The following is a 14,654-nucleotide window of genomic DNA, read 5'->3' as shown; positions in this document are numbered from 1 at the left end:
GCCGATGAGAAGTCCCGATGATTCTGCGGGGAATAAGAGGGCATGGGTCACCGCGCGCTGTCGCGCGGAGGCGATAGAGTGCGGCACGCACACCATTCGAAAACCCGGACCCGCTCCGGACAACCCGGCGGCGCCGGCGAACGAGAAGAAGCACATGCAGGACATCGAGGATCTGGTACGAGGAGGAGACCATCAACGCTTGCTGGACGCCACCGCCGCGTGGAGCGACAAGCAAAAGCGCGCGGCGCAGGCCTGGCTGGCTGAATACTGGAGCGCGGAGGCGGAGGCGATCGAAGCAGCGTTTGCGCAGAACGGCGACAGCACGCGCTGGATGCATGCGCTGATTGCCGTGGTGGCCACGGCTCGCACGCCCAAGCAGGCGCTGGCGCTCCGACCGCCTGGCTCGCGCACGACCGGCGTCGCCGAATGGGATGCCGTGTGCGACCTGTACGCGGCGCGCGGTGAGGCCAAGGCCGCGCTCGTCAACGCGGTGGCTCGCAACGGCCGCGACTGGACACAGGCCTACCTGAAGCTGCTCATCGGCGGCAAGCGCAAGAAGCCGATGTACGCCGACGTTCTGTTGGCGCTGATGAAAGGCTTCGGCCTCGATTCGCCCGACGAGGCCTTCATGATCGAAGCCTGGGCCAGGAGCTTCTCTACGCTGATGCCCTACCGACTGCCGGAAGACCCGCCTGCCCCCTTCGTCCGCAAGGTGTCGCGTCTCTGGCTCGACAACAATTCCGACGGGCACGACGGGCGCGATGGGCACTGGCTGGCGCATGGGGAAGAGATCGATGCGCCCTCCAGCGTGGACGTTGCCGCTGCCCTGTTCGGCCTGAAAGACATGGTGCGAGCCGTCTTCTTGCACAAGGACGCGGTCATGCATCTGATCGGCGGCTGGCTGGTGGCCGAGCGGTCCGACCACGCCTCCCGAACGCTGGCCGGTCTGCTGAAGGCCGGATTCCTCGACCGGCGCACCGTGGCGGAAGACGCCGTGACTGCACTGACGCGCAACGACTCGGTGAGCGCGCAGCGCCTCTTGGCGCGATTGCTCCTGGCGGTCGAGCCCAGCCCTCAACTCATTGCACCGCTGGCCGACACCCTCTGCGGGGTGATGGCCAGCGCGCACGGCAGCGCAGCCGAATGTGCCCAGACGCTGCTGCAGCGCCTCGATGCGGTCGAGCCGCTGGACGAGGACCTGTTCGTCAATGCGTGCCAGATCGTGTTCGCGCGCAAGGAGAAGGGGCTGCGGCAAGCCCAGCTGGCCTGGGCCGCCAAGCGCAGCCAGTCGCGCCCCGCGCTGTTGGCGGCTTCGCTGTCGGGGCTGGCGGGCGCGTTGATGGTGGACGACTTCGCGTTCCAGAAGGACGCGGCCGCCAGGCTGCTGAAGCTCGCCGGCCCGCTGGCAACGGCCGATCGCGATGCGCTGGACGCGCGCATCGATTCGCTGAGAGCCGCCATGGACCCGACGATCTACGCCACGCTGCGGCCAACGTCGCCGGACATGGACGCGGATTCGGCCCCGGCGCCCGCCGTGCCTTTTCCGACCACCCACGCATTGGCGATCACGCCCCAGGCCTCGCACGCGTTCTTGCCGATCAACGATGCGTCCCGCGGCGTGCCGGACGCACCCGACGGCTCACCGCTGGTCCCCGGCGACGAACGACTCCATTCGATCGAACACATCATCGAGTTCGCGGTGCGCGCCCACAACGCGGGCATCTCCGACCTGTCCGAGCACATGCGGGCGCGGCTGGGCAAGCCGATGGAAGCCGGGAAGCGCCGCATGCTTCTGGCGGTTCAGGGGCGCGACCGCATGCCCGAACCGGCGAAGTACGACTCCGACTACTGGCATGCCTCGCGCGTTCCATTGGCGGCTGCGGCGGTCGAGATGCGCGCATCCGAAGTGGTCGAGGCCTTGGCCAGCGGCCAACCTTATGCGCTGGTGTCGCAGCCAAGCTACCTCCACGGCGCGATCACCGCCGACGACCTCGTGACGCGACTGCGCCGGCTCGCGGCGACAGGCACGACGGCCGGCCCGCTCGACCTGCTGCTCGCGCTGATGCGCACGCAGCAGCCCGATGCCGCGCGGCTCGACGCCTTGCGTGCCGTCGGCACTGCGCAGGCCAGCAGCGCGCTGAGTTTCTTCGAGGCTGGCGGCATGGAGCAACTGCAGACGCAGTGGCAGTGTGTCGGTGGCGAGCCGGTTACCCGTTACTCGCGGCCCAGCCATTGGGCTGCGACTGGCGAACGCGAAGTCTGCGTGACGCTGCGGCCCATGCAGCAGTTGCCGGACATCGACGGCACACCGACACGCTGGGGCGAAGGCTTCGCACCGGAGGCGGTGCAGGACGTCTGGTACTGGGACCTTCTGGAGCGCAACATCGTCCAGGCCATGCCCAACAACCCCGAAGCCATGGCAGCCATGCACCTCTGGGGCTTCCGCAAGGCCGGCGCCGACTTCGAGTCGGACGGCGGCAAGGCTTTCGCCTGTTCCCTGCCGCTCTTTCTGGCGGCCCACGGACCTGCCGGGCCCGCCTTGCATCTGGCCGTGCTGTTCTGCATGTCGGCCAATCACATCGAAGGCCGCCTGGTGGGCAGCGACGGCCTGCTGGAGCTGATCCACCAGGGCCGCTACGACAGCGCCCTGGCCTGCGAGCTGGCGGCCGCGGCCATCGACTGCGGCACGCTCAAGGCTGGGCGGCTGGCAGCGTCGCTGGCACAGGTGGCATGCGCCGGCCCGCAGGCGCCGGTGCTATGGCCCTTGATCAGCGCCAGCGTGCACGCGGCGCTCGCCAAGGCCGTGCCGCCCACCAACACGCACGATCTGCTCGCGCTGGCAAGCCGTGTGGCAGGAAGCCTTGGCATACGGGAAACCATCGCGCCGCTGGAGGCCGTTGCCGCCAGAAAGGGCAGCACGAAGTTGCTGCTCGAAGCAAGGCGCCTGCAGCAGTTGCTGGGCATGGCATGAGGCATTGAGCAAGGAACGACCATGAGCGAAGTCACCGACACCTATCTGCAAGCCTCCAGCTACATCGCCGACACCGCGCAAGACCAGATGACGCTGCAGACCGCAGCCGGCCTGACGCCGCACGGGCTGGTCAGTCACCCGGTGTTCTTCAGCGGTACGCTGACACGGCCCGACGTGGCGGCGGCCGGCCTGCGCACGCTGGTGGAAGTGGCCTCCACGCGCTACTTCAATCCGGTTCCAGGGGGCTTGGCTTCTCTCGACCCGGTGGTCACCGCCAACGGCGACCGGCTGCGCTGCGAGGCGTTCTCGGCCTGCAACGGCGTCTATGCGCGGCTCGACCTGCTGGGGCAGACCTTCGATGGGGCAACCCTTGGCTTCGGCACGACCAACATCGACATCAACCCTCCACTGGCACGCGCACTGGCCGGCGTGCGCGCAAAGCATCCCTTGCACCTGAGCGTCGGCCCTGCACAGATCCAGATGACGATGCCGCAGGGCAGCTTCGTCGAGCGCAAAGTGCATCTGCCCGAACGCTGGGTTCGCGCGTTGGCGGAAACGCAATCCATCGCACCCACCTTGCGCCCGCGCGCCAGCATGGACACGGTGAACTGGCTGCGCTTCATCAACGCGCTGCCCATGTCGGGCGGCAGCGGCGCCGGGGTGAACATGTGGCTCCAGCCCACGCCCACCGGGCTGCGGCAGGCGAGCAAGCCAGCGGCGGGCGGCGTGTCGCTCGCTGGCACGGCGCGGCTGTCGGCCATCAAGCGGTTGCAACACTTGGTGCAGCGGGTGCAGGTTCACGGGCCGGACCTCGATGCGGGCAGCTTGGTCGCGGTAAGCGCCTGGGAGTTCTTCTTGCCCGGCGCGCGCCTGATGCTGATGCTGTCGCCTCAGCCCTACCGGGGCTTCTCGGGCGAGGGCGCCGTGCTGAGCGCACTCACCCAGGCCAGCGGCGAAGACGCCGCGACGGTGAGCGCCTTGCTGGCATGGGAAGCTGCCATCGACCAGGCGGCGCTGGTGAAGGAAACCGGTTTGTCCGCCGAACGCGTGCACCGCGCGCTGCAGTACCTGTCGACCTCGGGGCACGTGGGCTTCGACCTGCACGAACAAAGCTACTTCCATAGGCAGCTGCCGTTGGTCGACGCGCGCCTGAACAACAACTACCCGCGCCTGGCCGCCGCCAGGGCCTTGGTCGAAGCAGGCGCGGTGACGCCGGAGAATGCGTACCTCAAAGTGGCCAGCGGCGAACATTTCCATTGGGTCGGGTTCACGAACGGCGCACCGCGCTGCACCTGCGAATTCTGGGCCAAGTACGCAGGGTCGCGCGGGCCTTGCAAGCACGTGCTGGCCGCGCAGCTGTTTCTGGAAGACAAGGCCTGAGGCCTGTAGGCCGAGACCTGATTCAGGGTTAACGCCTCCTCTGGGGTATTGATCGCTTCGGAGCGCTGCCGCATGATGCGTAAAAAACACCTCAGCGCACTGATCGGGCATTTCCTGCCGGTGCATTCGGGTGAACTGACAACATTCCACTGTCTGACCGTCCTTTCCCCGAAGGAGTGTCGATGCCGAGAATTCAGCGCCTTCCAACCCTGGGCCTGTGCATGGCCCTCGGTCTGCTGTTGAGTGCCTGCGATCCCAAGCCCACCACGAACATGGCGCAGGGCGCGACACCGGCAGCAGCAGCAGCCCCTTCCGGCGCCAGCCCCAGCGGCATCAAGCCCGCCGACTCCGGCGACAAGGTCGAATCTTCCACCTCACACAAAGGCCCGTCCGAAGGCGGCACGGCCGTGGGCGGCATGAGCGGCCCGAGCGGCGGCAACACCTCCGGTGGCGCGGCGCCCGCGCCCAGCGGTGGCGACGGCACGGCGCCCAAGTAGCTGACGCTGCCCAACAGACAGAAACAGCTTTTCCAGTTCCCCACGCAAAGAAGAAGCTCCCGATGAAACACCCCACTTCAGCGCTGCAGGAGCTTGTGTCATGGACATAAGCCGCCGGCAATTCTTCCGCGTCAGCAGCGCGGGGCTGGTCGGCTCCAGCATCGTGGCGCTCGGCTTCTCGCCGACCGCCGCGCTGGCCGAGGCCCGCAACTTCAAGCTCGCGCGCACCACCGAAACCCGCAACACCTGCCCCTACTGCTCGGTGGGCTGCGGGCTCATCATGTACAGCCTGGGCGACAAGGCGAAGAACGTGGTGTCGGACATCCTGCACATCGAGGGCGATGCCGACCACCCCGTGAACCGCGGCACGCTGTGCCCCAAGGGCGCGGGCCTGCTCGACTTTGTGCACAGCCCCAGCCGCCTGAAGTACCCCGAGGTGCGCGAGGCCGGTGCCACCGAATGGAAGCGCATTGGCTGGGACGACGCGCTCGACCGCATCGCCAAGCTGCTCAAGGCCGACCGCGACGCCAACTTTCAGACCACCAACGCCGACGGCAAAACGGTCAACCGCTGGACCAGCTCCGGCATGCTGTGCGCCTCGGCCTCGTCCAACGAAACCGGCTACATCACGCACAAGGCATTCCGCTCGACCGGGATGCTGGTGTTCGACAACCAGGCGCGCGTTTGACACGGACCCACGGTGGCCAGTCTGGCCCCGACGTTCGGCAGAGGCGCAATGACCAACCACTGGCAGGACATCCAGAACGCGGATGTCGTGCTGATCATGGGTGGCAACGCCGCGGAGGCGCATCCGTGCGGCTTCAAATGGGTGATTGAAGCCAAGAAGCAGAACAAGGCCCGCCTGGTGGTGGTCGATCCGCGCTTCACGCGTTCGGCCGCCATGGCCGACTACTACGCACCGATACGCGCGGGCTCGGACATCGCGTTTCTGGCGGGGGTGCTGAACTACCTGCTGAGCAACGACAAGATCCAGACGGAGTACGTGCGCAACTACACCAACGCGCCGTTCATCGTGGGGCCCGACTACAAGTTCGAGGACGGCCTCTACAGCGGCTACGACGCCGAGAAGCGCAACTACGACCCCGCGTCGTGGAACTACGCGCTGGACGATGCCGGCATGGCCAAGGTCGACATGACCATGCAAGACCCGCAGTGCGTGCTGCAGGTGATGAAGCGGCACTACGCGCGCTACACGCCCGAGCTGGTGAGCCGCATCACCGGCACCCCGCAAGACAAGTTCCTGAAGGTGTGCGAGTACATCGCGAGCACCAGCACCAGCGGTCGCACGATGACGGTGATGTATGCGCTGGGCTGGACCCAGCACAGCCAGGGCTCGCAGATGATCCGCACCGGCGCGATCATGCAGCTGCTGCTGGGCAACATCGGCGTGGCGGGCGGCGGCATGAACGCGCTGCGCGGGCACAGCAACATTCAGGGGCTGACCGACCTGGGGCTGCTGTCGAACTCGCTGCCGGGCTACCTGTCGCTGGCGCGTGACAGCGAACAGAACCTGCCCGACTACTACAAGACTCGCGCGCTGAAGGCGCTGCGCCCCAACCAGATGAGCTACTGGCAGAACTACCCCAAGTTCTTCGTCAGCATGCAGAAGTCGTGGTGGGGCGACGCGGCCACGGCGCAGAACGAGTGGGCCTTTCACTACCTGCCCAAGATCGACAAGCTTTACGACATCCTGCAGGCCTTCGAGCTCATGAGCCTGGGCAAGATGAACGGCTACATCTGCCAGGGCTTCAACCCCGTGGGCTCGTTCCCGGACAAGAAGAAGATCGTCGACAGCCTCTCCAGGCTCAAGTTTCTGGTCACCATCGATCCGCTGGTGACCGAGACCAGCGAGTTCTGGCGCAACTTCGGCGAGTTCAATGACGTGAAGACCGCGGACATTCAGACCACGGTGTTCCGCCTGCCCTCGACCTGCTTCGCGGAGGAAGACGGCTCGCTCACCAACTCCAGCCGCTGGCTGCAGTGGCACTGGAAGGGCGCGGAGCCGCCGGGCGAGGCCAAGGGGGACATCGAGATCGTGGCGGGCATCTTCAACCGCATTCGCCAGGCGTACATCAAGGACGGCGGTGCCTTCCCCGACCCGATCGTCAAGCTCACCTGGCCCTACAAGATCCCGCACTCGCCTTCTGCGCAAGAGCTGGCGATGGAATACAACGGGCGCGCCATCACCGACCTGCTCGACCCGAAGGACCCGAGCAAGCCGCCGATGGCCAAGGCCGGCGAACAGCTCTCGGGCTTCGGCCTGCTGCGCGACGATGGCTCGACGGCTTCAGGTTGCTGGATCTACAGCGGCGCGTGGACGCAGGCCGGCAACCAGATGGCCCGGCGCGACAACGCCGACCCGTTCGGCATCGGCCAGGCGCTGAACTGGGCCTGGGCGTGGCCGGCGAACCGGCGCATTCTGTACAACGGCGCCTCCACCGACCCCACCACCGGCCAGCCATGGATTGCCAGGCGCAAGCTCATCGCATGGGACGGCAAGCAATGGACCGGCTCGGACATTCCCGACATCCGGCCCGACGCCAACCCGATGGAAGCCGACGCGGTGCGCCCGTTCATCATGACGGCCGAAGGGGTGGCGCGGCTCTTTGCGCCCACGGGCATGGCCGAAGGGCCGCTGCCGGAGCACTACGAGCCCTTCGAGTCGCCGCTGGTCAACAACCTGATGCACCCGAACAACGCGGTGGCGCGCGCCAACCCCGCGGCGCGCATCTTCAAGGGCGACCTGGAGCGCCTGGGCGTGCCGGCGGACTTTCCGTATGTGGCCACCAGCTACCGGCTGACCGAGCACTTTCACTACTGGACGAAGCATGTGCGCACCTCGGCCATCATTCAGCCGCAGCAGTTCGTGGAGATTGGCGAGGAGCTGGCCAGGGAGAAGGGCATTGCGCACGGCGACATGGTGAAGGTGTGGAGCAAGCGCGGCCACATCAAGGCGGTGGCCGTGGTGACCAAGCGCATCGTCGGGCTGCAGGTGGACGGGCGCACGGTGCACACGGTGGGGCTGCCGAACCACTGGGGCTTTGTGGGCGTGGCCAAGCCGGGCTATCTGGTGAACACGCTCACGCCGTTCGTGGGGGATGCGAACACGCAGACGCCGGAGTACAAGTCGTTCACTGTGAATATCGAGAAGGCATGAGATGACGCACGCGCTCGTTGACTTTGCCTTCGACTTTCTCCCTCCCCTTCCGGGGGAGGGCCGGGGTGGGGGCACGACAGCTTCCACGGCCACGCGGCGCCTCATCGAAGGCCTGCCCCCATCCCAACCTTCCCCCGGAAGGGGAAGGGGCAAGACAGAACACCGGAGCCGCTGATGTCCTCCCTCCAAACCCTCGACATCGCCGCCCGCTCGGCCACCACCACACCATCGCCCGACATCCGCCACCGCCCGCAGGTGCAGCAGGTGGCCAAGCTGATCGACGTGTCGACCTGCATCGGCTGCAAGGCCTGCCAGGTCGCGTGCATGCAGTGGAACGACCTGCGCGACGAGGTCGGCATCAACCACGGCACCTACGACAACCCGGTCGACCTCACGCCCTCTTCCTGGACGGTGATGAAGTTCTCCGAAGTGGAGCCCGAGGCCGGCAAGCTCGAATGGCTGATCCGCAAGGACGGCTGCATGCACTGCGACGACCCGGGCTGCCTGAAGTCGTGCCCCTCGCCGGGCGCCATCATCAAGTACGCCAACGGCATCGTCGACTTCATCAGCGAGCATTGCGTGGGCTGCGGCAACTGCGTCACCGGTTGCCCGTTCGACGTGCCGCGCATCAGCAAGGCCGACAACAAGGCCTACAAGTGCTCGCTGTGCTCCGACCGCGTGGGCGTGGGCCTGGAGCCGGCCTGCGTCAAGGCCTGCCCCACAGGCGCGCTGCACTTCGGCACCAAGGAAGACATGCACGAGTACGCCTCGGAGCGCATCGTCGACCTGAAGGAGCGCGGCTTTGCCAACGCCGGCGTGTACGACCCCGCGGGCGTGGGCGGCACGCACGTCATGTACGTGCTGCAGCATGCCGACCGGCCGGGCCTGTACGCGGGCCTGCCCAAAGACCCGCGCATCAGCCCGCTGGTGTCGCTGTGGAAGGGCGTGGCCAAGCCGCTGGCCATGGTCGCGATGATCGGCGCGGTGGTGGGCAGCTTCTTCCACTACATGAAGGTCGGCCCCATCGAGCCGAAGGACGAGCACCCCGACGCCGAGCGCGACGGCAAGCCCGACGACGTGGTGGTGATCGAGGCGCCGCCGCCCGCATCATCTTCGGCCCCCCGTGCATGAGGAGAATGCGATGACCCGCTACTACCTTCGCCGCTACCGCGACGCCACGCGCATGAACCACTGGTTCGTGGCACTCATGTTCTTTTGCGCGGCGCTCTCGGGCCTGGCGTTCTTCCACCCGGCCCTGTTCTTTTTGAGCACGCTGTTCGGCGGCGGGCCGTGGACGCGCATCCTGCACCCGTTCATGGGCTTGCTGATGGTGTTCGGCTTCGTGTTCCTGTTCTTCACCATGTGGCGAGACAACGTGTTGGACAAGACCGATCGCGAATGGGTCGCCAATGCGCCCAGGATGCTCAAGGGCGACAAGTCGGGCATGCCGCCGGTGGGCAAGTACAACGCGGGGCAGAAGCTGGTGTTCTGGGCCTTCGGCATCAGCCTGCTCCTGCTGTTTGCTACCGGCTTCATGTTCTGGAGCCCGTGGTTCGTCGGGTTCTTTCCGATCCTTGTGCGGCGCATTGCGGTGCTGGTGCATTCGGTGTCGGCGGTGGTGCTGATCCTGTCGGTCATCACGCACATCTATGCGGCCATCTGGGTCAAGGGCACGCTGCGCGCCATGACGCGCGGCACCGTCACCGAAGGGTGGGCCAAGCTGAACCATCCGCTGTGGCACCGGAAGATGACGCGCGGTGAATAGCGCGTCGCCCTCTTTCTCCCCTGCGTTCCGGTCTTGCTCCCTCCCCTCCCGGGGGAGGGCCGGGGTGGGGGCACGACGGCCTGTGCACTGCTGCAGCGCTCGTTGGGCACTGCCCCCCTCCCAGCCTTCCCCCAGAGGGGGAAGGCACCATGCAAACCGCCAGATCGCTGTAGAGTGAATGCAATGAACAGCCCTCCAGGCGCCCCACCGCTGCGCACCACGCGCGTGCTCGATCCCGAACAGATCGCGATGCAGGCCGGACGGCAGATGCCGTTCCTGCGCTTGCCGGTTCGCGCCCTCGTGTTCTCCGACAGGCAGTTGCGCCTGCGCCAGCTCGCTGCGTCGCACCCGATGCGCGAGTACCTGATCTTCATCGCGGACCTTGCGCAGGCACAGCACCAAGTGCTGCAGGACTACGCAGCCGTAGCGCTCCCCGCGTCCGAAGCACTCGAAGCCGCTGCCAAGCTGCTGAAGCCGCCAATGCCCGCCTTCGGCTGGACGCGTGACCCCGTGTGGCTGCACGAAATGCGCCGATTGCTCACCCTCTTGCGCGTGCGCGTTCCGCAAGGCCCCGCGCGCGACACGCTGGACCGCGTGCTGGCCGCAGACGATGCATGGATCGAACAGCAGGCCGACCTGCTGTCGCGCCGCATCATGTTCGGCCTCGACCTGGCCGCCGCACCGCTGATCGCCGCCGGCCTGCAGACCTACTGGACCCACCTGGTGCAGCAGGTGGCCGAGCGCGAAGGCGAAAACATCTTCGGGCGCACCGACCCCGGCACCGAGTGCCCCTGCTGCGGCAGCGCGCCCACGGTGAGCATCACGCGCATCGGCGCCGACGAGGCGGGCTTCAGGTATTTGCACTGCTCGTTGTGCAGCACCGAATGGCATTACGTGCGCATCAAATGCACGCACTGCGAAAGCACCAAGGGCATTCACTTCGAGTCGCTGTCGCCGCAGCCGGGCGTGACCCTGTCCGGCACCGGCGCGCGCGAAGGCGCTGTGAAGGCCGAGTGCTGCGACAGCTGCGGCCATTACCTGAAGCAGATCGCGATGGAGAAAGACCCCGAGGTCGAGCCCGTGGCCGACGACCTGGCCAGCGTCACGCTCGACCTGCTGGTGTCCGACGCCGGCCACCAGCGCAGCGGCCATAACCTGATGCTGCTGTTCGGTGACCCCGAGACCGAAACCGAGACCGCGAACGACGGCGGAGGCGGCTGATGCCAGCGCCGAAAGAGTCCGTGGTTCACGGCTCGACGGCAAGGCCCCAGGATCTGCCTTCTGTCGATCAACTGCTGCGCCTCGCGGGGCCGGTTGCCCTGCTGGCCGAGCATGGCCACACGCTGGTGGTGAAGGAAGCACGCGCACTGCTGGACGGCCTTCGCGCGCCGGCTGTAGCAGGCACGCTGCCCAAAGCGGAGGTTCAACACGACGCGCTGGCCCACGCGCTAGCCGCGCGCGTGCAGGCCCGCCTCGCGCCGCGCATGCGCGCCGTGCTCAACCTCACCGGCACCGTGATCCACACCAACCTGGGCCGCGCATTGCTGGCCGATGCGGCGCTGCAGCGGCTGCTTGCGGTGATGACCTCGCCCAACAACCTGGAGTACGACCTGGCCACCGGCAACCGCGGCGACCGCGATTCGCTGGTGGAAGAACTGCTGTGCACCATCACCGGCGCCGAGGCCGCCACCGTGGTCAACAACAACGCGGCCGCCGTGCTGCTGACCATCGCGGCATTGGCGCGCGAGCGCGAGGTGATCGTTTCGCGCGGCGAGCTGGTCGAAATCGGCGGCGCCTTCCGCATGCCCGACGTCATGGCCAGCGCGGGGGCGCGCATGGTCGAGGTCGGCACCACCAACCGCACGCACCCGCAGGACTACGAGCGCGCCATCAACGAACACACCGCGCTGGTGATGAAGGTGCACACCAGCAACTACGCCGTGCAGGGCTTCACCGCCGCGGTCGACGAGGCCACGCTTGCCGGCATTGCGCATGCGCGTGGCGTGCCGCTGGCCACCGACTTGGGCAGCGGCTCGCTGGTCGACCTGGCGCACTACGGGCTGCCGCGCGAGCCGCTGCCGCAGGAGATGCTGGCGGCGGGCTGCGATGTGGTCACCTTCTCGGGAGACAAGCTGCTGGGCGGGCCGCAGGCCGGGCTCATCGTGGGCAGCAAGAAGGCCGTGGGCCGCATCCGCACGTTTCCGATGAAGCGCGCGCTGCGCATGAGCAAGCTGCCGCTGGCCGCGCTGGAAGCCACGCTGTCGCTGTACCTGCGGCCCGAGCGGCTGGTGCAGGACCTGCCGACGCTGCGGCTGCTGACGCGGCCGGCCGAGGCGATCCGCGAGATGGCCAATGCATTGCGCTCGCCCGTGCAGGCGGCGGTGTCGCCGCGCTTCACTGTGGAGGTCGTGTCGCTGCTGGGGCAGATCGGCTCCGGCTCGCTGCCGGTCGAACGCTTGCCCTCTGCCGGCCTGGCGCTCGCACCGGCAGGCACGTCGAAGAAGGGCCTGGGCACTGCGCTCGATGCGCTGGCCACTGCATTGCGCGGCCTGCCGCTGCCGGTGATCGGCCGCATCGCGGAAGACCGTTTGCTGCTGGACTTGCGTTGCCTGGAAGACAGCACGGCGTTCGTCGCCCAACTGCCGCTGCTGCGCGAGCGCCTGCAATGACGCCCACCGCCCTCCCCCGTATTTCTCCCTCCCCCGCTGGGGGAGGGCCGGGGTGGGGGCACGACGGCCTCCACAAACATGCAGCGCCTGCTCGAAGGCCCGCCCCCATCCCAACCTTCCCCCAAAAGGGGAAGGAGCAAAACCGCAAGCCATGATCATCGGCACTGCAGGCCACATCGACCACGGCAAGACCACGCTGGTGCGCGCGCTCACCGGTGTCGACACCGACCGACTGCCCGAAGAAAAGCGCCGCGGCATTTCCATCGAGTTGGGCTATGCCTACCTGCACGCGCCCGACGGCGTGTCGCTCGGCTTCGTCGACGTGCCGGGCCATGAGCGCCTGCTGCACACCATGCTGGCCGGCGCCACCGGCATCGACCATGCGCTGCTGGTGGTGGCCGCCGACGATGGCGTGATGCCGCAGACGCGCGAGCACCTGGCCGTGGTGGCCTTGCTGGGCGTGCGCGAGGCCACGGTGGCCATCACCAAGATCGACCGCCTCGACGAGGCCACGCAGGCCACGCGATTGGCCCAGGTGCAAGCCGACATCGCCGCCTTGCTAGCGCCCACGCCGCTGGCGCACGCGCCGATGTTGCCGGTGTCGGCCACGACCGGCGCGGGCATCGAGGCGCTGCGCGAGCGGCTGCTCGACATGGCGCGCACGGAGCGCGCGCGCGAAGACGGTCTTGCGTTCCGGCTGGCGGTGGACCGTTCCTTCACGCTCTCGGGCGTAGGCACCGTCGTCACCGGCACGGTCTTCAGCGGCAGCGTGCGCATCGGCGACGAACTGGGCGTTGTGCCCAGCGGCCATGCGGTGCGCGTGCGCGGCATCCATGCGCAGAACCAGAAGGCCGAGTCGGCCCATGCGGGCCAGCGCTGCGCCCTGGCGCTGGCCGGTGTCGGCAAGGACGAGATGCACCGCGGTGACTGGGTCTGCACGCCGGCCATCGCGCTCGCCACCGACCGCATCGACGTGCTGCTCACGCTGTGGCCCGACGAGGCCAAGCCGCTGCGCTCGGGCACGACGGTGCATGCCCACCTTGGCGCGAGCGATGTGATGGCATCGGTCGCGCTGCTCGACCGCGATGCGCTGGCGCCCGGCGACACAGCCATTGCACAGCTCGTGCTGAAAGACAGCGTCGGCGCATGGCACGGCGACCGGGGCGTGCTGCGCGATGCCTCAGCCACGCGCACCGTGGCCGGTGTGCGCGTGCTCGACCCGTTCGCGCCGGTGCGCTACCGGCGCACGCCCGAACGGCTGCGCACGCTGGCGGCGTGGTCCATCGACGAGCGCGCCGCGCGCGTGGCTGCGGTGCTGGACAACGCGCCGCTGGGCCTGGACACCGCACGGCTCGCGCGCGCACTGTCGCTGGCGAACGAGGCCGCGCTGCCGCTGCCCGGCGATGCCGTGCGCATCGACGCAACGGCCATCGCGCCGTCGCACCTGAATGCGCTGGAAGCGCAGATCACCGCGCGGCTGTCGGACTTTCATCGGGGCGCGCCCGACGAGGTCGGGCCTGATGCCCGCCGCCTCAAGCGCCTTGCGGGCCCGCGCACCGGCGACGCGCTGTGGCGCCATGCGCTCGACGCGCTGGTCGCACGCGGCGCGCTGGTGCGCAGCGGCACCTGGCTGCACCTGCCCGACCATGCGGCACGCCTGAACGAAGCCGAACACAAGCTCGCGCAGAAGCTGTTGCCCCGGCTGGCCGACGGCGGCTTCGATCCGCCGTGGGTGCGCGATCTGGCGAAGGACTGCGCGGTGAGCGAGCCGCTGGTACGCCAGACGCTTGCAAGCCTCGCGCGGCGCGGCGAGGCCTTTCAGGTGGTCAAGGACTTGTACTATCCGCTGGCCACCGTCGAGCGGCTCGCGGCCATGGCGCGCGAATGCCTCGAAGCGCCCGAAGGCCTGCAGGCCGCGAGCTTTCGCGACGCAACGGGGCTGGGCCGCAAGCGCGCGATTCAGTTGCTGGAGTTTTTTGACCGCGTGGGGCTGACGCGGCGCGTGAAAGACGCGCACCTGCTGCGGCCCGACACGTCGTTGTTCGAGGCGAGGCCTTGAACGACGAAGACAGTCATGGGAGGGGATCGTCCCTGGTGGGGCGGCCGGGCTTCAAACCCGGTGGGTGGCGCCAGTCGTCGCCGGAAAGGTTCGACTCCTTTCCCCTTCCGCCGTATTTCTTGTCTTGCTCCTTCC

The 14,654-nt window shown here is 67.9% G+C and carries 9 protein-coding genes and 1 tRNA gene; all 10 read left to right on the top strand.

The genetic code is table 11. The features are described 5' to 3' along the window. Positions 1-154 precede the first annotated feature (154 nt). Positions 155-2,971, top strand: coding sequence for a DUF6493 family protein (locus tag VLK31_RS16930; protein ID WP_409169578.1), 2,817 nt, complete (start codon positions 155-157; stop codon positions 2,969-2,971). A gap of 21 nt (positions 2,972-2,992) precedes the next feature. Further along, positions 2,993-4,351: an SWIM zinc finger domain-containing protein gene (locus tag VLK31_RS16925; protein ID WP_409169577.1), complete on the top strand. Its 1,359-nt coding sequence runs from the start codon at positions 2,993-2,995 to the stop codon at positions 4,349-4,351. A 182-nt stretch (positions 4,352-4,533) separates the two neighbouring features. After that, positions 4,534-4,848: a hypothetical protein gene (locus VLK31_RS16920; protein WP_409169576.1), complete on the top strand. Its 315-nt coding sequence runs from the start codon at positions 4,534-4,536 to the stop codon at positions 4,846-4,848. A gap of 100 nt (positions 4,849-4,948) precedes the next feature. Beyond that, a complete protein-coding gene (gene fdnG / locus VLK31_RS16915) occupies positions 4,949-8,026 on the top strand; it encodes a formate dehydrogenase-N subunit alpha (protein WP_409169575.1) in 3,078 nt (1,025 codons plus the stop codon). Positions 8,027-8,200: 174 nt separating this feature from the next. Then, entirely contained in the window at positions 8,201-9,157 is a 957-nt protein-coding gene (gene fdxH / locus VLK31_RS16910) for a formate dehydrogenase subunit beta (RefSeq protein WP_409169574.1), read from the top strand. Positions 9,158-9,167: 10 nt separating this feature from the next. Next, positions 9,168-9,791 (top strand): formate dehydrogenase subunit gamma, encoded by a 624-nt coding sequence (locus VLK31_RS16905; protein WP_409169573.1) that lies wholly within the window; start codon positions 9,168-9,170, stop codon positions 9,789-9,791. Between the two features lie 183 nt (positions 9,792-9,974). After that, complete coding sequence (fdhE, locus tag VLK31_RS16900) at positions 9,975-11,012, top strand: formate dehydrogenase accessory protein FdhE (protein ID WP_409169572.1); 1,038 nt, start codon at positions 9,975-9,977, stop codon at positions 11,010-11,012. Further along, on the top strand, positions 11,012-12,460 hold the full coding sequence (gene selA, locus VLK31_RS16895) for an L-seryl-tRNA(Sec) selenium transferase (RefSeq protein WP_409169571.1): 1,449 nt from the start codon (positions 11,012-11,014) through the stop codon (positions 12,458-12,460). The genes fdhE and selA overlap by 1 nt, the downstream gene beginning before the upstream one ends. Positions 12,461-12,611: 151 nt before the next feature. After that, positions 12,612-14,519, top strand: a complete 1,908-nt coding sequence (gene selB / locus VLK31_RS16890) for a selenocysteine-specific translation elongation factor (RefSeq protein WP_409169570.1) — start codon at positions 12,612-12,614, stop codon at positions 14,517-14,519. 17 nt (positions 14,520-14,536) lie between these two features. After that, positions 14,537-14,629 (top strand) — tRNA-Sec (locus VLK31_RS16885). The last annotated feature ends 25 nt before the right edge of the window (positions 14,630-14,654 follow it).

Origin of the sequence: Variovorax sp. H27-G14 (genome assembly GCF_046156345.1) — a bacterium.
In the GTDB taxonomy this organism is placed as follows: Bacteria; Pseudomonadota; Gammaproteobacteria; order Burkholderiales; family Burkholderiaceae_C; genus Variovorax.
The sequence above is the reverse complement of the archived record's forward strand: the minus strand, read 5'-3'. Positions and strand labels throughout refer to the sequence as shown.

Coding starts and splice junctions, on each gene's coding strand:
- VLK31_RS16930 (WP_409169578.1), top strand. CDS start 155: ATGCAGGACATCGAGGATCTGGTACGAGGAGGAGACCATCAACGCTTG.
- VLK31_RS16925 (WP_409169577.1), top strand. CDS start 2,993: ATGAGCGAAGTCACCGACACCTATCTGCAAGCCTCCAGCTACATCGCC.
- VLK31_RS16920 (WP_409169576.1), top strand. CDS start 4,534: ATGCCGAGAATTCAGCGCCTTCCAACCCTGGGCCTGTGCATGGCCCTC.
- fdxH (WP_409169574.1), top strand. CDS start 8,201: ATGTCCTCCCTCCAAACCCTCGACATCGCCGCCCGCTCGGCCACCACC.
- VLK31_RS16905 (WP_409169573.1), top strand. CDS start 9,168: ATGACCCGCTACTACCTTCGCCGCTACCGCGACGCCACGCGCATGAAC.
- fdhE (WP_409169572.1), top strand. CDS start 9,975: ATGAACAGCCCTCCAGGCGCCCCACCGCTGCGCACCACGCGCGTGCTC.
- selA (WP_409169571.1), top strand. CDS start 11,012: ATGCCAGCGCCGAAAGAGTCCGTGGTTCACGGCTCGACGGCAAGGCCC.
- selB (WP_409169570.1), top strand. CDS start 12,612: ATGATCATCGGCACTGCAGGCCACATCGACCACGGCAAGACCACGCTG.